This is a genomic window from Polaromonas sp. P4_F4, from assembly GCF_056401355.1.
The window spans coordinates 1-16,633 of the sequence record NZ_JBFUJO010000036.1 but is presented as its reverse complement, the minus strand read 5'-3'; the positions used below and the strand labels follow the sequence as shown (position 1 = coordinate 16,633).

The window sequence follows — 16,633 nt, the reverse complement described above, 5'->3', positions numbered from 1 at the left end:
GGCACCTTCGGCTGGCCACGTAAAAAGGTTTGTTGCCATTTTCATGACAACAAGCCATCCAGCATCGAACGCATGCGCCGCCAGTGCGAACCCTCCCAGAACACGCGATGACATACATCGCAGGCGCTGAAGCGCTCGTAGTGCTCGCGCACTTGCGGCGGCAGCAGGGTCACGACCCGCGTCTTCTCGATCGCATGCAGGGGTGCATTGCAATGCAGGCACAGCGTGAACGGCCGTGCACTGCGCGCCAGGTCGAGCCGCTCGAAGATTTCGCGCAACTGCAGCTCCGTTCGCAGTGCGTGCACGTAGCAGCCATGGGTGATGGTGCGGCGCTTGAGCAGGTCGCGATCCCGCGTCAGGACGATCCGCCCCTGTTCGGCGGCGATGCGTTCGATCTCTTCATCGCGAAAATGGTTGTCGTACAGGGTATCGAAGCCGGCCATGCGCAGCATGTGAGCCAGTCCGCCCAGATGCGCATCGGCGACGAAGCGCGTCACGCGCAAAGCCTGCCCACGCACGCGCAGCAGCGGCGTGACATCGAGCGCCTCGAACTTCGGGTACACGGACACACGATCGCCCTCGCGCAGCTGGCGGTCGAAGCCGACCGACTCGCCGTTGACCAGCACCAGTTCGACCTCGGTGTGCGGCACCCCCAGCGCTTCGATCATGTGCTTGGTGGTCGCCGCCCGCGCGCAGGGGCAGGCAAACTCGCGCCCGCGCCGCTGCGGCGCGAGAAACTCATTGAGCTCCTCGTAGAAGCGAAAGCTCGCCATGACCATCATCTGGACATCAGGACTAGTGTGAGCGCCGACGGGCCGGCCGATCCGTCAGTTTAGTCCGGACCGTGGCGGCTCGCCAGTCATGCCGTGGCGGGAATCCCAGGCGCGGCGTGACGAATCTGCCCCGCCTGGAACCCGGCGAATTTCACGCCGAATCAGCCCGGGGAAAAGTGCGGCGCACGTTTTTCGTTCAGTGCCGCGAAGCCCTCACGCGCGTCGGCGCCGGCAAAGCCCAGCATCTCCAGCGCCAGGGAATGCTCGAAGGCGGGCCAGGCCGCGCGCAACCAGTGGTTCAGGCTGCGCTTGGTGAAAGCCAATGCCGTGGGGCTGCCGGCGGCCAGCGTGCGGGCCACCTCGCGCGCCTTGTCCAGCAACTGGTCGTCGGGCACCGCCAGGCTGACCAGGCCGATGCGCTCGGCCTCGATGCCGTCGAGCGTGGAACACATCAGCAGGTGGTACTTGGCACGGGCCATGCCGCACAGCAAGGGCCAGATGAGGGCGGCATGATCGCCGGCGGCCACGCCGAGTTTGGTATGGCCGTCGATGATTTTGGCTTTGTGGCCCGCGATGGACACATCGGCCAGCAAGGCCACCGCCGCACCCGCGCCTACCGCCGCGCCGTTGATGGCCGTGACAATGGGCACATCGCAATCGATCATGCCCTGCACGATGGCGCGGCCCTCCCGCATCACGCGCAGGCGTGCGGCTTCGCTGCCCAGCATGTCCTGCACGAGGTCGAGCGTGCCGCCCGCGCAAAAGCCCTTGCCGACGCTGCGCACCAGAATGCAGCGCACGCCGGGCTCGGCCGCCAGCTGCGCCCAGACGGTGCCCAGCGCGGCATGACCCTGGGCGTCGGTGGTGGGCATGCCGCCCTCCGGGCCCAACACCAATTCGGCCACGCCGTTGTCGCCGATCTCCGCATGCAGATGGGGCGCGATGTCGATCCTGCGGCTCATTGCACGCCCTCCTGCCAGGCCCGCTGGCGCAACCAGGGGCTGACGCGGTAGCGCTCGCCACGGTAATGTGCGTCCAGTGCGTCCAGACAGCCCATGACGTTGCGGGCTTCCCATTGCGCCAGCCACTCAAAAGGCCCGGCCGGATAATTAACCCCCAGCTTCATGGCGGCGTCGGCGCCCTCCGGCGTGCACACCCCGTGCAGCACCGCGTCGGCCGCTTCATTGACCAGCATCGCGAGGGTGCGGGCCACCACAAGGCCCGGGACATCGGCGATGCGCTGCGGGCCGAAGCCCAGCGCCTGCAGCCAGGTGGCGGCGGCGGCGCACCACCCCGCGGAGGCACGCGAAGAAGGCGCCCAGGCCAGTGCGATGCCGGTCTCGCTGGACACAGGCAGGTCAAACACGGCCACTTCAGCGCCCAGCTGCGAGGCCGGCCTGCCGTCGGTCAGCCGCAGTTGGGCACTATCTACCGCCAGCCCGATCCAGTCGCTGCTTTCATCGCGCGAAAAAGCGCGGCCGGCCTGCGCCAGCGCCGCAACCAGTCGCTCGGCCACCGGTCCGGATCCCTGCACGCACAACGATTGCGCGACTGGTGCGACCGGTAGAGGCAACGGTGCGAAATCGGCGCTCGCCGGTTGTACGGTACCCGCGGTGTAGTCGTAAAAGCCGCGGCCCGACTTGCGCCCCAGCAAACCACCGTCGACGAGCTCACGCTGTACCAGCGACGGCGCAAAACGCTTGTCGTAGAAATTGGCCTCGTAGACCGAACTGGTCACCGCAAAATTGGTGTCGTGGCCAATCAGGTCCATCAATGCACAGGGGCCCATGCGAAACCCGACGGCACGCAGACAGGCATCGAGCACCGCGGGCGTGGCAGCCTGCTCCTGCAGCAGTGCCAGGGTTTCGGCGTAAAAAGGCCGGGCAATACGGTTGACGATGAAGCCCGGCGTCGAGCGCGCATGCACAGCCACCTTGCCCCAGACGCCGGCCAGGTCAAAAATGAGCGCAGCCACCGCCGGGTCGGTCTGCAGGCCCGAGACCACCTCGACCAGCCGCATCTGCGGCACCGGATTGAAGAAGTGCATACCGACCAGGCGTGCCGGATGTTGCAGGCCATTGGCAATGGCCGTGACCGAAATCGACGAGGTGTTGGTGGCCAGTACGCAATCGGCGGCCACGATGGCTTCGAGCTGCTGGAACAGCCCACGTTTGACGTCGAGCTTTTCGACAATGGCTTCCACCACCAGCCGCGCCGGTGCGGCCGCTTCCAGCGTGGCTATGGCTTCGATGCGCGACAGCGTCTGCGACACGCCTTGCGCCGTCAGCTTGCCCTTTTCCACCAGCGCATCAAGGCTCTTGGCCAGCTTGGTCTTCGCTTCGGCAGCCGCGCCTTCGCGGGTGTCGTAAAGCATCACGGCATGGCCAGCCTGTGCGGCGACCTGCGCAATGCCGACCCCCATGACACCGGCGCCGACCACCAGCAGAGGCGCCTCGATGAGCCTGTTCGTTGTCATTGCGCCATCCAGTTCGGTGGCCGCTTGCCCAGAAAGGCCGCAAAGCCTTCGCGGGCCTCGTCGGTACCCCGCACGCGGCTGATGGTTTGTGCGGTCAACTCGCGCACCTCATGCGTGATCGGCCCGACTTCAAGCTGGGCAAACAGCTGCTTGATTTCACGCTGTGCGCCTGGCCCGCCGGTCAGCAGTTCGGCAATGGCGGCATTCAGCGCCGCGTCGAGCGCGTCCAGCCCAACCACCTGCTGCACCAGCCCGATGGTCAGCGCCTCGGCGGCAGCAATGCGCGTGGTCGTCAGCGCCAGGCGCCTGGCCTGGCGCTTGCCCACCGCGTTGACCACATAGGGGCCGATCACCGCGGGCAGGATGCCGAACCTGGCCTCGCTGACCGCGAAGCTGGCGTTGTCTGCCGCAATCGCCAGGTCGCAGGCACAGACCAGGCCCACACCGCCGCCCAGCGCCGCGCCCTGCACCCGCGCCACGGTGGGCTTGGGACAAGACTCAATGCACGCCAGCATGCCGGCAAAGCGGCGCGCATCGTCCAGGTTCCATTCGCGGGAGGCAGTGCTGGCGCGCTGCATCCATTGCAGATCGGCACCGGCGCTGAAATGCCGGCCCTCGCCCGCCAGCACGATCACGCGCACGGCCGGATCAGCAGCAAGCTGGGTGAAGGCCGTTTCCAGTTCGGTGATCATCGCCTCGTCGAAGGCATTGAACACTGCCGGGCGGGACATGGTGACTTGAGCCACGCCGGGGGCGCGGGATGAGAGGGTCAGATTTTTCATGGCATGACTCGGCCGGCATCAGAAAAGCGCTGAGCCTTCCTGCCGGCAGGAAAAAAGTGAGTGAAAAAGTGGAAGGAAAACCTAAGGCTCAGTAGGTTTCAAGATGGAGCCGGCCTTCCTGTTTCAGGGCCGCACCCACCGTTTCCCACGACAGGCCAGCCTGCTGCGCCACATCGCGCAAGGCCAGCACCACGCCCTCTTCCATGCTCTTGAGTCCGCACACATAGAAGTAGGTGTTCGGGTCTTTGAGCAAGGCGCCCAGGTCGGCAGCCCGCTCGCGCATCGCATCCTGCACGTAGCGCTTGGGTTGCTCCAGCGTGCGCGAAAAAGCGAAGTTGATGTCGATGAAATCCTTGGGCAGGGTCTGCAGCGGACCAAAATACGGCAACTCTTCCTTGGTGCGTGCGCCAAAGAACAGCATCAGCTTGCCCCCCTCAAACTTGCCCGATTGACGCAGCCGGCGACGCCATTCGGTCATGGCGCGCATGGGTGCGCTGCCCGTGCCGGTGCAAATCATCACGATGTTCGACCGCGGGTGGTTCGGCATCAGGAAGCTGGTGCCGAACGGGCCGATCACCTGCACCTTGTCGCCGATCTGCAGGTCACACATGTAGTTCGACCCGACACCGCGCACCGCGTTGCCTTGGTGGTCTTGCAGCACGCGCTTGATGGTAAGTGACACATTGTTGTAACCGGGCCGCTCGCCATTGCGCGGGCTCGCAATCGAATACTGCCTGGCATAGTGCGGTTTGCCCGCTTCGTCGCTGCCCGGCGGCAAAATTCCGATCGACTGGCCTTCAAGCACCGGGAAGGGCATGCCGCCGAAGTCGAGCACGATGTGGTGCGTGTCGTATTCCTTGCCCACTTCGGTGACGCGCACATTGCCAACGACCGCGGCCGTGATGAATTTTTCGGCCGCCTTGGCGCCGTACAGGTTGGTGTAGCCGTGCGCCGCCGACCAGGGCGGCAACGTGGCGCCGTACTGCGCACTGTTGAAGGCCGTTTCGCCAGTGACCGCAGCCGGCAGCGAGGGCGCCACCGGTTCGATCTCGGGCATCGCACCGGGGGCCACGCCCTCAGCCGCAAGTTCTTCCGGGGTGAGTTCCGGGGGCAACTCGTCCCAGCCCAGTTGCTCGGTGAGGCTATAGGCCTTGATGCGCGGCATGGTGCGCCAGTTGTCAATCGAGCCGGTCGGGCACGGGGATATGCAGGCCATGCAGAGATTGCATTTTTCAGCATCGACCACGTAGTTGCGTGAATCGTGCGTGATGGCCTGAACCGGGCAGATGGCTTCGCAGGTGTTGCAGCGGATGCAGATTTCGGGATCAATCAGGTGCTGCTTGATAACGTGTATTTCGGTCATATCCATGGCGGTTCCCGGTCATCGGCTTGATTGGCATGCAGGAGGCGCCAAGTGCCCCCTGCATGATCTTCCTTGCTGGGGGAGATCAGTTAAAACGGACGTAATCGAAGTCCACCGGCTGGCGATTGATGCCCATGACAGGCGGTGCAATCCAGTTGGCAAACTTGCCTGGTTCGACCACGCGGCCCATCAGGCTGGCGACGTAAGCGCGGTCTTCGTTGCTGGGCAACCATTGGCCCACCGAGGCATTCCATTCGGCTTCGGACACCACGCGGCCATCCGGCGACACCTTGACGCCTGCCAGCGCGCCGATGTTGCGGTGAAAAGCCTTGTGCGGCACCCTGAGTTTGACGGAAATCCCCGCTTTTTCAAGCACCTTGTTCCAGCGCTCGACACCGGCCACCGAGTCCTTGATGTAGTCGTCGCGCAGCACTTCATTGAGCGCGTTGAGCATCGGCACTTCTTTTTCAACCAGTTCGCCATTGCGTGCTTCGAGCACCTTGTAGGTCTGGCCCTTGAGCGCATGGTCATCCACGCGCTTGCCTTCTTCGTAGCGGCCTTTCAGGCCGGTGCTGTAGAAAGTGGCGGCATTGCTGGACTCATCGGCACCGAACAGGTCAATCGTGACGCTGTAATGGAAGTTGATGTAGCGCTGGATGGTCGGCAGGTCGATCACGCCGGCGGCGCGCAGCTTGGCCACGTCGTCGGTCTTGAGTTCGTTCATCTTCTGCGAGGTGCGCTGGATGACGCGGGAAATGCCGCTTTCGCCCACGAACATGTGGTGCGCTTCTTCGGTCAGCATGAACTTGGTCGTGCGGGCCAGCGGATCAAAAGCGCTTTCCGCCAGCGCGCACAGCTGGAACTTGCCGTCGCGGTCGGTGAAATAGGTGAACATGAAGAAACTCAGCCAGTCCGGCGTGGCTTCGTTGAAGGCACCCAGGATGCGCGGATTGTTCGCGTCCCCGCTGCGGCGCTCCAGCAGGCCTTCGGCTTCATCGCGGCCATCGCGGCCAAAATGCTTGTGCAGCAAATAGACCATGGCCCACAGGTGGCGGCCTTCCTCGACGTTGATCTGGTAGAGGTTGCGCAGGTCATACATGCTGGGGGCGGTCAGGCCGAGGTGGCGCTGCTGCTCGACAGACGCCGGCTCGGTGTCGCCCTGCGTGACGATGATGCGGCGCAGGTTGGCACGGTATTCACCAGGAATGTCCTGCCAGGCTTTCTCGCCCTTGTGATCGCCAAAGTGGATGGTACGGTCGGTTTCGCCCGGGTTGAGGAAAATACCCCAGCGGTAGTCGCGCATCTTCACATGGCCAAACTGGGCCCAGCCTTGCGGGTCCACGCTCACGGCAGTCCGCAGGTAGACGTCCGAGTTGGTCGAGCCTTCGGGCCCAATGTCGTCCCACCAGTTGATGAAATTGGGCTGCCACTGTTCGAGCGCACGCTGCAGCGTGCGGTCTTCGCTCAGGTTGACGTTGTTGGGAATCTTTTCGCTGTAGTTAATGCTGGACATCGTGGTCTCCAAAAAACAAGGCTGATTCGGGGGATGGATTCGGTTGCGGTGCGCCACCCGGACTCGCACCGCACAACGAGAGCTTTTGTCTAGACGCGGTTCCAGTCGAACTGGGCCTTGTCGCCTTTGCCATAGACCTTCAGGGCACCCTTTTCGCCGACGGCGTTGGGGCGCTGGAAAATCCAGTTCTGCCAGGCGGTGAGCCGCCCGAAGACACGGGTGAACATGTTTTCAGGTCCGTTGAAGCGCAGGTTGGCCTCCATGCCGGTGAGGGCATCGGGCGACATCGCCACGCGCTCTTCAACGGCAATACGTACTTCGTCGGCCCAGTCGATGTCGTCAGGGTTTGAGGTGACCAGGCCGAGGGCGAACGCAGCGTCGGCATCGAGCGCCTGGCCCATGCTGGCGCGTACCGCGTCCAGCGCAGGTTGTTCGTTGTAGAAACGGCGGCCCAGGCGGCTCTGCTCTGTGACCATCGGGTACAGGCTGAAGTTGGTCTCGCTCACGGTGATCTTCGGTGCGCCAGCCTCGTCATCCGGCAGCGCCAGGTGGTAGCTGCGGTCGCAGGCCAAAGCCAATTCAAGAAAGGTACCGGCAAAGCAGGAGCCTGGCTCGATCAGTGCAAACAGGCTGCGCGACGACACATCCAGCCGGCTGAACGTGCGGCGCAGCAAACCAATCGTTTCACGCACCAGCCAGTGGTTTTGATGGGCCAGCAAGGTGGCGTCCATCGCCAGCACCGCAGCCGCATCGCCCTGGGTCTTGATGAGCCAGGTGCCAATGTCCAGCTCGTTGGTGCGCATTTGCAGGATGGCGTCTTCCAGTTCGCGCGCCATCTGCAAGGGGTACCAGGCAGCACCAGCGGCTTCGATGCCGGCCAGGTCGGTGGGCTGGGCGCCGGTGGGGCCCTTGACGGTCCAGGTGGCGGTGCGCTTGGTGCGGTCAATTTCGACCACGACGTTCGGGTAGCGCAGTGCGTCTGCTTCGATCACGCACTCAACCGGCGGCAGCATGACACCCTTGCCATCGGCCGGCCGGTCGCTCGTGGCGGCCAATTCAAGCGCCCGCTCCCGGACTTTCTGGGCAAAGACCTGCGGCTTGGCGATGTCGTCCACCAGGCGCCAGTCTTTGGCCTTCTGGCCGCGCACGCCTTCGACGCTGGTGCAGAACAGATCGGCCAGGTCGTGGCGCACATGCTTCTTGTCGGTGACGCGTGTCAGGCCGCCGGTGCCGGGCAGCACGCCCAGCAGCGGCACCTCGGGCAGGCTCACCGCGCTGGAGCGGTCATCCACCAGGATGATTTCATCGCAGGCCAGCGCCAATTCATAACCACCACCGGCACATGCGCCATTGACGGCGGCGAGGAACTTCAGGCCACTGTATTTGGAGGAGTCTTCCAGGCCGTTGCGGGTTTCATTGGTGAATTTGCAGAAATTCACCTTCCAGGAATGGCTGCTGACACCCAGCATGAAGATGTTGGCGCCCGAGCAGAAGACCTTCTCCTTGGCACTGGTCACCACCACCGTGCGGACTTCCGGATGCTCGAAGCGAATGCGGTTAATCGCATCATTGAGCTCAATATCAACGCCAAGGTCGTAGCTGTTGAGCTTGAGCTTGTAGCCAGGTCGCAGGCCTGCGTTTTCGTCAAAGTCAGCCGTCAGCGTGGCGACGGGCCCTTCAAACTTCAGTGCCCAGTGTTTATAGCGACCGGGGTTGGTTTGGTAGTCAACGCGAGTGTCAATGTTCACTTCATCTCCTCAAAATAAGCAAAATAGTGCACGAACCAGAATTCATACACGAATAATAATGCCTATAACAGAAAGACGTCAAGCACTTTTATGCATGTTTTTTGATTTTTTCATCCAGCGGGAGTTCCAGGGCATTGCGGACCAGTTCGCGCAGCGCAGCAGAAGTCGGCAACAGGGGCTGCGCGCTGGTGTTCACGGTGAACTCCGCCTTGGAATAAAAAGGTGCCCGACCGGCAAGGATGTCTTTCAGGTCTTCCATCGCCTCCTTGCTGTTGGCCATGGGGCGCAGGTCCCCCTGCTCCATCACCCGCCGCATGTGGTCCTCGGGCGTGGCCTGCAGCCAGACCGTCGTGCAATGGCTCAATAAAAGGTTAAACGTCGCAGGATCAGACACCAGCCCGCCCGGCGTGGCAATCACCGCCTCCGGATAGATCTGGATGGATTCCTCCAGGGCGCGCCGCTCATAGCGGCGGTAGGCGTTCATGCCGTAAAGCGCCTGGATCTCCGACACGCTGCAGCCCGCGAATTTTTCAATTTCCCGGCTCAGTTCAACAAACGGGAAACCCAGGTCGTCGGCCAACAGCTGCCCCAGCGAGGACTTGCCGGCGCCACGCAGCCCAATCAATGCAATACGCGGACTGCGTATGACATTGCCGCCACCGGTTCCCAGCATTTCCCCGATCACGATGCGCACGCGCCTGAGCGTCGCGTCATCACGCTGCTCGAGAAGCTCGCGGATCATCAACCACTCGGGCGAGGTGGTGGTGCGGTCGCCAATAATTTCGGCCAAGGAACACTGAAGCGCACCGGCCACCTGCAGCAGGACCAGTATCGAGGCGTTACCCAGACCATATTCCAGGTTGGCCAGGTGGCGCTCAGACACATCCGCGGCGATGGCCACCGCCTTGCGCGTGAGCCCGCGGCGCGCGCGCAAGGCCGCCACCCGCTGCCCCAGCGCCACCAGAAACGGGTTTTTACCCGGCGCCGTCGCGCCATCCACCAGCCCGGCCTCGGCCTTCGCCGGTTCAAAGTCAGTGGTCACATCGCTAAGTGTTAACCCTGATTGATGCAATATATTGCTTGACATGGGATTTTCGAAGATTTATTGTTCGTCCTGCACAATAATTCATATTACACCTGAACGCAAGCGCAGCGCAACCACGCAACCCTGGAGATACACGTGTCACCCACACACTTTCACGAACATATTGCAGAACTCACCATTCAACTGGCTGGGCGCCCTCTCGATGCCAGCCTGCAAGCGTGGCTGAATGCCGAGCACGGCCCCGGTAGTATCACCTATGACCGCCTGAAACAGGCCTGCGAAACCGGGGTCGCGGAGGGCTGGCTGTGTGACCGCGAAGGCGGTGGCATCCGCTACGGCCGTATCTTCAAACCCGCCGCTGACCTGCACGGTTTCTCGGTCGACGTGGTCGACATGAAAGACATTGCCGGGCCACACCACAGCCACCCAAATGGCGAGATCGACCTGATCATGCCCATCGAAGGCGATGCGCAGTTTGATAGCCATCCGGCCGGCTGGCTGGTCTACCCACCGGGCAGCGCACACAGGCCCACCGTATCCAGCGGCCGCGCGCTCGTGCTTTACCTGCTGCCCGAAGGCCGCATCGAATTCACCCGCTGATATGGCCCCCACGCTTGCCACTTCGTGTGCTGCGCTGCCCCCCGAGGGGGCTGTGCCGCCTTGGGAGCGGCCCGGCGGCGTCACGGCCCCCACGCTTGCCACTTCGTGTGCTGCGCTGCCCCCCGAGGGGGCTGTGCTTGCTTGGGGCGGCCCGGCGCGGCGCACTTTGGCCCCCACGCTTGCCACTTCGTGTGCTGCGCGAGGCCTTGCAGGCCGCGGCTCGCCAGATGCTTCGCCTCTGTCGCCTGTCCAAACCTGCGCAGGCAGGTTCGGAGCCGCAGGCTCCAGCCCCTTGGGGGCTAATTTCCCTTTGGGCGGCCCGGCGGCGTCACGATTACTCCTCACGAAAGAATTGCATGACTGAACTGATTTCCAACTTCCTCGGGGGCCGCTGGCAGGCCGGTAGCGGCGCCGGCACGCCCCTGTTCGACCCCACCCTGGGCACCGAGCTGGTCCGCGTGGACGCCACCGGGCTTGATCTCGCGGCAGGCTTTGCGTTTGCACGCGAGCAGGGCCGCGCAGCGCTGCAGCGCCTGACCTACCGCGAGCGCGCCGCGATGCTGGCCGCCGCCGTTAAGGTGCTGCAGGCGAACCGCGATGCCTACTATGACATCGCCACCGCCAACAGCGGCACCGTCAAGAACGACTCGGCGGTGGACATCGACGGCGGCATCTTCACGCTCGGCACCTACGCAAAACTCGGGGACTCACTGGGCGACCGCCGCTTCCTGCTCGACGGCGAGATGACACGGCTGGGCAAGGAAGACCTGTTCCAGTCGCAACATGTACTGACCCCCACGCGGGGCATCGCCCTGTTCATCAACGCCTTCAACTTTCCGAGCTGGGGACTGTGGGAAAAGGCGGCGCCCGCACTGCTGTCCGGCGTGCCGGTGATCGTCAAGCCCGCCACCACCACGGCATGGCTCACCCAGCGCATGGTGCAGGACGTGGTCGAAGCCGGCATCTTCCCGGCCGGCGCACTGTCGGTCGTGTGCGGCAGCTCTGCAGGCCTGATGGACGCGCTGCAACCTTTTGACGTCGTGTCGTTCACCGGATCGGCAGAAACAGCGGCCGTGATCCGCTCGCATCCCGCCGTGACGCAACGCTCGGTGCGCGTCAACATCGAAGCGGACAGCATCAACTCGGCCCTGCTGCTACCCGGTGAAGCCGCCGGCAGCGCCGCCTTCGATTTGCTGGTCAAGGAAGTGGTGCGCGAGATGACGGTCAAATCAGGCCAGAAATGCACCGCTATTCGCCGCGTCTTCGTCCCCGAGGACTTGTATGGCCCGGTGGCCGAGGCGATCGCCGCGCGCCTGTCCAAAACCGTTGTGGGCAACCCGCGCAACGAAACCGTTCGCATGGGTGCGCTGGTCAACCGCGCGCAGCTTGCCGGCGTCCGCGAGGGCCTGGCCCACCTGCAGACGCAGGCTGAGTTGCTGCACGATGGCAAAACGCACGCGCTGGTGGATGCCGACCCCGCCGTGGCTTGCTGCGTCGGGCCCACGCTGCTGGGCGCCCGCGATGCCGATGCTGCCGACCGCATCCACGACACCGAAGTTTTTGGCCCGGTGGCCACCCTGATGCCTTATCGCCATGCCGCCAACGACATGTCCCATGCGTTGACCCTGGTGCGCCGGGGCCAGGGCTCACTGGTGGCCTCGCTCTACGGCAGCGACCCGGCCGCGCTCGCCGCCACCGCGCTGGAGCTGGCCGACAGCCACGGCCGCGTGCATGTGCTCTCGCCCGATGTGGCGCAACTGCACACCGGCCATGGCAATGTGATGCCGCAGTCGCTGCACGGCGGGCCCGGGCGCGCGGGCGGCGGTGAGGAACTCGGTGGCGTGCGTGCACTGAGCTTCTACCACCGCCGCAGCGCGGTGCAAGCCAGCACCGCCGTGCTCACCGCCTTCTAGCCTTTTAAGCGCCGCCAGACGACTGCCCTGCAAAAATCAAGGAGACAGACTTGACCCCCACCCTCCCCGTCGCGCCGCCCGGCGCGCGCTTCAACTTTGCCCAGCACCTGATCGGGCGCAACCTCGTCCGACCCACCAAACCAGCCTACATTGACAACCAGGGCAGCCTGAGCTATGGCGATCTGGCGGAGCGCATTCGCCGCGTGGCGGCAGCACTGCTGGCCTCGGGCGTGCGCCGCGAGGAGCGCGTGCTGCTGCTGATGCATGACTGCAGCGACTGGCCGGTGAGTTTTCTGGGCGCCATGTATGCCGGCATCGTGCCGGTGGCCGTCAACACACTGCTCACCGCCGACGACTACGCCTATATGCTGCAACACAGCCGGGCTCAGGCGGCCATCGTGTCCGGGGCCTTGCTGCCCACGCTGCAGGCGGCCATGACCCAGGGTGGCCATGAGGTCAGGACCGTGATCGTCTCGCGTCCTGACGCGGCCTTGCCCGAAGGCGCCGTGGCACTCGACACCCTGATGGCACAACACGCGCCACTGGCCGAGCCGGCGGGCACCAGCCCGGACGATCCCGGCTTCTGGCTTTATTCCTCCGGCTCCACCGGCAGGCCCAAAGGCACGCTGCACAGCCACGGCAACCCCTATTGGACCGCCGAGCTCTATGGCACGCCGGTGCTGGGCCTCACCGAGCAGGATGTCTGCTTCTCGGCGGCCAAACTTTTCTTTGCCTATGGCCTGGGCAATGCACTGAGTTTTCCCTTGAGCGTGGGCGCCACCACAATCCTGATGGCCGAGCGGCCGACGCCGGAGGCCACGTTCAAACGCTGGCGCGGCGAGGTGGGCGGCCTGCGTCCAACCGTATTCTTCGGTGCGCCCACCGGTTTTGCCGGCATGCTGGCCTCGCCTGCCCTGCCGGCTAAAGAAGACATTGCGCTGCGCCTGGTCTCCTCGGCCGGCGAAGCCTTGCCCAGCGAACTGGGCGAGCGGTTCACGGCCCACTTCGGGGTCGAGATCATCGACGGCCTGGGTTCAACCGAAATGCTGCATATCTTCCTGTCCAACCGCCCGGGACAGGTGCGCTATGGCACCACGGGCTGGCCCGTTCCGGGATATGAAGTCGAACTGCGCGACGACGACGGCCGCCCGGTGCCGGATGGCGAAACCGGCGACCTCTACATCCACGGCCCAAGCTCGGCACTCATGTACTGGGGCAACCGCGAAAAATCGCGCGATACCTTTCAGGGTGCGTGGACCAAAAGCGGCGACAAATACGTCCGCAACGCCGACGGCACCTACACCTACTCGGGCCGCAGCGACGACATGCTCAAGGTCAGCGGCATTTACGTGTCGCCGTTCGAGGTCGAGGCCACGCTGGTGCAGCACCCCGCTGTACTCGAGTGCGCCGTGATCGGCAAGAAAGATGAAAAAGGCTTGACCAAGACAAAGGCCTTTGTCGTTGTCAAGCCGGGCCATCAGGTCGACGAGGCCACGCTGCAGGCCTTCGTGAAGGAGCGGCTCGCGCCCTATAAATATCCGCGCTTCATCGAATTCATGAATGAATTGCCGAAGACGGCAACCGGGAAAATCCAGCGCTTTCGCTTGCGGGAACAGGAGCGCAAGGCATGAGTGCCCCACAGCCACTTCAAACAACCACGAACGACACGTCATTCGTCGACATCGACTGGGCAGGCCGGCGGGTGCGTATCGAGCATCAATGGCTCAATGCCGGCAAGCAGGATCGCCCTCTGGTCGTATTCCTGCACGAAGGGCTGGGATCGGTCGCCATGTGGAAGGACTTTCCGCAGGCGCTGTGTGATGCAGCCAATGTTCGCGGCCTGGTGTACTCGCGCCCCGGCTATGGACGCTCAACGCCGCGCGCAGCCGCTGAGCGCTGGAGCGCCAACTTCATGCACGCACAGGCACACGAGGTGCTGCCCGCCTTGCTTGAAGCGCTGAACGTCAAGGAGAAACCCTGGCTATTGGGCCACAGCGATGGCGGCTCCATCGCTCTGCTGTATGCCTCGCGCTTTCCAGACTCGGTGGCGGGCCTGGTCGTTGTCGCGCCACACCTGATGGTTGAAGAGTATGGCCTGGCAAGCATTCGCACGGCCCGCGAAGCCTATCGGAGCACCGACCTCAAAGAGAAACTGACGCGCTACCACGAGGATGTTGATTCAGCCTTCCAGGGCTGGAACGACATCTGGCTGGACCCCAGCTTTCTCAGTTGGACGATCGAGGCCGAGCTGCCGTCCATCACTTGCCCGATTCTTGCCGTGCAAGGGCTGGATGACGAATACGGCACGCTGGAACATATCCACGGCATTGCCCGCCGCCTCCCACCCCCGCAAACGCAGCTGCTCGAACTCGCGCAATGCGGGCACTCGCCTCATCGCGACCAGCCTGCGGCCTTGATCCACGCCGTCAAGGAATTCATTGACCAACACCACTGACCAACACGCGCCCGCTGCCGATTCTGCAGCGTAACCCCTCACTCGCGCCTCACTCGCCCCTGACCCATCCCTTTGCCCAACGGAGACATTCCTGTGAAAAAATTTTCGGCTTCTTCCCTCTTGACCATTTCCTGTGCTTTGCTCGCTGCCTCAGCCGCCCAGGCGCAAGGCAATGACAGCATCAAGGTCGGCCTGATGCTGCCCTATACCGGCACCTTTGCCCAGCTGGGCGTGGCCATCGAAAACGGCTTCAAGCTGTTTGTGCAGGAACAGGGTGGCGCGCTCGCCGGCAAGAAGATCGAGTTCTTCAAGGTCGACGACGAGTCCGAGCCGTCCAAGGGCATCGAAAACGCCAACAAGCTGGTTCAGCGCGACAAGGTGGATGTGCTGGTCGGCACCGTGCACTCCGGCGTCGCCATGGGCATGGCCAAGGTGGCGAAAGACACCAAGACCCTGCTCATCATTCCCAACGCCGGAGCCGACATGATCACGGGGCCTTTGTGCGCGCCAAACATCTTTCGCACCTCGTTCACCAACTGGCAACCGGCCTACGCCATGGGACTGGTGGCCGCCGAGCGCAAACACAAGAGCGCCGTCACCATCACCTGGAAGTATGCAGCCGGCGAGGAGTCGGTCAAGGGATTCAAGGAAGGCTTTGAGGCCAAAGGCGGCAAGGTCATCAAGGAACTGAACGTGCCTTTCCCGACGGTGGAATTCCAGGCCTTGCTGGCCGAAATCGCCGCGGCAAAACCCGATGCCGTCTACACGTTTTTTGCGGGTGCGGGTGCCGTCAAGTTTGTCAAGGACTGTGCCGCCGCCGGCCTCAAGGGCAAGATCCCTCTGTACGGTGCGGGCTTTCTGACCGACGGCACGCTGGATGCGCAGGGCGACGCGGCTACAGGCCTGCTCACCACACTGCACTATGCCGATGGCCTCGACACGCCGAAAGACCGCTCCTTCCGTCTCAGCTACGCCAAGACCTACAAGCTGCAGCCCGATGTGTATGCGGTCCAGGGTTACGACGCGGCGCAAATGCTTGCTGCCGGACTGAAAGCCGCTGGCGGTGACTTCAGCAAACGTGAGGTGCTCATCAAGGGCATGGAGCAGGCAAAGATCGACAGCCCGCGTGGCACGTTCACCCTGTCAAAAGCGCACAACCCGGTGCAGGACATCTACCTACGCAAAGTGGAGAACAAGGAAAACAAAATGGTCAGTGTCGCCGCCAAGGCGCTGGCCGATCCTGCGCGCGGTTGCCGCCTGTGATGTGGCATGACGAATTGACATGACGTTAGCCAACTTCCTCATCCAGCTGCTCAACAGCGTGCAGTACGGCCTGCTGCTGTTCATGCTGGCCGCCGGCCTGACCCTGATCTTCGGCATCATGGGCGTGGTCAACCTGGCGCACGGCAGCTTTTACATGCTGGGCGCTTATCTCGCCTGGTCGCTCAGCGCCCAGCTGGGCAGCCTGAGCCTGGCCATCCTCCTGGGCGCCGTGCTCGCGGTCATTTTTGGCCTGGCGCTCGAATGGCTGCTGTTTCGCCATTTCTATCAGCGCGACCACCTCGACCAGGTGCTGCTGACCTTCGGGCTGATCTACATCTTTGAAGAGCTGCGCTCCATCCTCTGGGGCGACGACGTGCACGGCGTGACCATTCCCGACCTGCTCGGCGCCTCGATCCCCCTCACCGAGAATTTGTCCTACCCGGTCTACCGCCTCTTCATGTCCGGCGTCTGCATCGCGCTGGCGCTGGGTCTGTATGGGCTGATCTCCCGGACCCGGCTGGGCATGAAGATACGCGCCGGCGCCTTCAACCGCGAGATGGCCGAGTCCCTGGGCATCAACATCAAGCGCATCCACGCCCTGGTGTTTGCCCTGGGCGTCGGCCTGGCGGCGGTCGCCGGCATGATCGCCGCACCGATCGCCAGCGTCTACCCCAACATGGGCTCGCAGGTGCTCATCATGTG

The 16,633-nt window shown here is 63.7% G+C and carries 14 protein-coding genes; 6 read left to right on the top strand and 8 right to left on the bottom strand.

What is annotated here, in order from left to right:
• Window positions 1-41: 41 nt before the first annotated feature.
• From AC1DUR_RS24030 to AC1DUR_RS23995, 8 genes are all read right to left on the bottom strand, one after another.
• Window positions 42-779: a Mut7-C RNAse domain-containing protein gene (locus AC1DUR_RS24030; RefSeq protein ID WP_477717999.1), complete on the bottom strand. Its 738-nt coding sequence runs from the start codon at window positions 777-779 to the stop codon at window positions 42-44.
• 155 nt (window positions 780-934) lie between these two features.
• The gene (locus AC1DUR_RS24025) at window positions 935-1,735 is read right to left on the bottom strand and encodes an enoyl-CoA hydratase/isomerase family protein (protein WP_477717802.1); all 801 of its coding nucleotides are present in this window, start codon (window positions 1,733-1,735) and stop codon (window positions 935-937) included.
• Window positions 1,732-3,249 (bottom strand): 3-hydroxyacyl-CoA dehydrogenase, encoded by a 1,518-nt coding sequence (locus tag AC1DUR_RS24020; RefSeq protein WP_477717803.1) that lies wholly within the window; start codon window positions 3,247-3,249, stop codon window positions 1,732-1,734. Before AC1DUR_RS24020 ends, AC1DUR_RS24025 begins: the two co-directional genes overlap by 4 nt.
• The gene (locus AC1DUR_RS24015) at window positions 3,246-4,031 is read right to left on the bottom strand and encodes an enoyl-CoA hydratase-related protein (protein ID WP_477717804.1); all 786 of its coding nucleotides are present in this window, start codon (window positions 4,029-4,031) and stop codon (window positions 3,246-3,248) included. The genes AC1DUR_RS24020 and AC1DUR_RS24015 overlap by 4 nt, the downstream gene beginning before the upstream one ends.
• Before the next feature lie 88 nt (window positions 4,032-4,119).
• A complete protein-coding gene (gene boxA, locus AC1DUR_RS24010; protein ID WP_477717805.1) occupies window positions 4,120-5,400 on the bottom strand; it encodes a benzoyl-CoA 2,3-epoxidase subunit BoxA in 1,281 nt (426 codons plus the stop codon).
• 79 nt (window positions 5,401-5,479) lie between these two features.
• Window positions 5,480-6,907, bottom strand: coding sequence for a benzoyl-CoA 2,3-epoxidase subunit BoxB (gene boxB / locus AC1DUR_RS24005; protein ID WP_011482564.1), 1,428 nt, complete (start codon window positions 6,905-6,907; stop codon window positions 5,480-5,482).
• Between the two features lie 89 nt (window positions 6,908-6,996).
• Window positions 6,997-8,655, bottom strand: coding sequence for a 2,3-epoxybenzoyl-CoA dihydrolase (gene boxC / locus AC1DUR_RS24000; protein ID WP_477717806.1), 1,659 nt, complete (start codon window positions 8,653-8,655; stop codon window positions 6,997-6,999).
• Between the two features lie 88 nt (window positions 8,656-8,743).
• A complete protein-coding gene (locus tag AC1DUR_RS23995) occupies window positions 8,744-9,742 on the bottom strand; it encodes a helix-turn-helix transcriptional regulator (RefSeq protein ID WP_477717807.1) in 999 nt (332 codons plus the stop codon).
• 93 nt (window positions 9,743-9,835) lie between these two features.
• On the opposite strand from AC1DUR_RS23995, the gene AC1DUR_RS23990 reads away from it, so the two are divergent.
• From AC1DUR_RS23990 to AC1DUR_RS23965, 6 genes are all read left to right on the top strand, one after another.
• Complete coding sequence (locus tag AC1DUR_RS23990) at window positions 9,836-10,300, top strand: DUF4863 family protein (protein WP_477717808.1); 465 nt, start codon at window positions 9,836-9,838, stop codon at window positions 10,298-10,300.
• A 356-nt stretch (window positions 10,301-10,656) separates the two neighbouring features.
• Window positions 10,657-12,213, top strand: coding sequence for a 3,4-dehydroadipyl-CoA semialdehyde dehydrogenase (locus AC1DUR_RS23985; protein WP_477717809.1), 1,557 nt, complete (start codon window positions 10,657-10,659; stop codon window positions 12,211-12,213).
• A gap of 50 nt (window positions 12,214-12,263) precedes the next feature.
• Complete coding sequence (locus AC1DUR_RS23980; RefSeq protein WP_477717810.1) at window positions 12,264-13,844, top strand: benzoate-CoA ligase family protein; 1,581 nt, start codon at window positions 12,264-12,266, stop codon at window positions 13,842-13,844.
• On the top strand, window positions 13,841-14,668 hold the full coding sequence (locus AC1DUR_RS23975) for an alpha/beta fold hydrolase (RefSeq protein ID WP_477717811.1): 828 nt from the start codon (window positions 13,841-13,843) through the stop codon (window positions 14,666-14,668). Before AC1DUR_RS23980 ends, AC1DUR_RS23975 begins: the two co-directional genes overlap by 4 nt.
• 93 nt (window positions 14,669-14,761) lie before the next feature.
• Window positions 14,762-15,931, top strand: a complete 1,170-nt coding sequence (locus AC1DUR_RS23970) for an ABC transporter substrate-binding protein (protein WP_477722250.1) — start codon at window positions 14,762-14,764, stop codon at window positions 15,929-15,931.
• Between the two features lie 19 nt (window positions 15,932-15,950).
• On the top strand, window positions 15,951-16,633 hold a 683-nt coding region (locus AC1DUR_RS23965), incomplete at its 3' end, for a branched-chain amino acid ABC transporter permease (RefSeq protein ID WP_477722249.1).

Coding starts and splice junctions, on each gene's coding strand:
- AC1DUR_RS24030 (WP_477717999.1), bottom strand. CDS start 779: ATGGTCATGGCGAGCTTTCGCTTCTACGAGGAGCTCAATGAGTTTCTC.
- AC1DUR_RS24025 (WP_477717802.1), bottom strand. CDS start 1,735: ATGAGCCGCAGGATCGACATCGCGCCCCATCTGCATGCGGAGATCGGC.
- AC1DUR_RS24020 (WP_477717803.1), bottom strand. CDS start 3,249: ATGACAACGAACAGGCTCATCGAGGCGCCTCTGCTGGTGGTCGGCGCC.
- AC1DUR_RS24015 (WP_477717804.1), bottom strand. CDS start 4,031: ATGAAAAATCTGACCCTCTCATCCCGCGCCCCCGGCGTGGCTCAAGTC.
- boxA (WP_477717805.1), bottom strand. CDS start 5,400: ATGGATATGACCGAAATACACGTTATCAAGCAGCACCTGATTGATCCC.
- boxB (WP_011482564.1), bottom strand. CDS start 6,907: ATGTCCAGCATTAACTACAGCGAAAAGATTCCCAACAACGTCAACCTG.
- AC1DUR_RS23995 (WP_477717807.1), bottom strand. CDS start 9,742: ATGTCAAGCAATATATTGCATCAATCAGGGTTAACACTTAGCGATGTG.
- AC1DUR_RS23985 (WP_477717809.1), top strand. CDS start 10,657: ATGACTGAACTGATTTCCAACTTCCTCGGGGGCCGCTGGCAGGCCGGT.
- AC1DUR_RS23975 (WP_477717811.1), top strand. CDS start 13,841: ATGAGTGCCCCACAGCCACTTCAAACAACCACGAACGACACGTCATTC.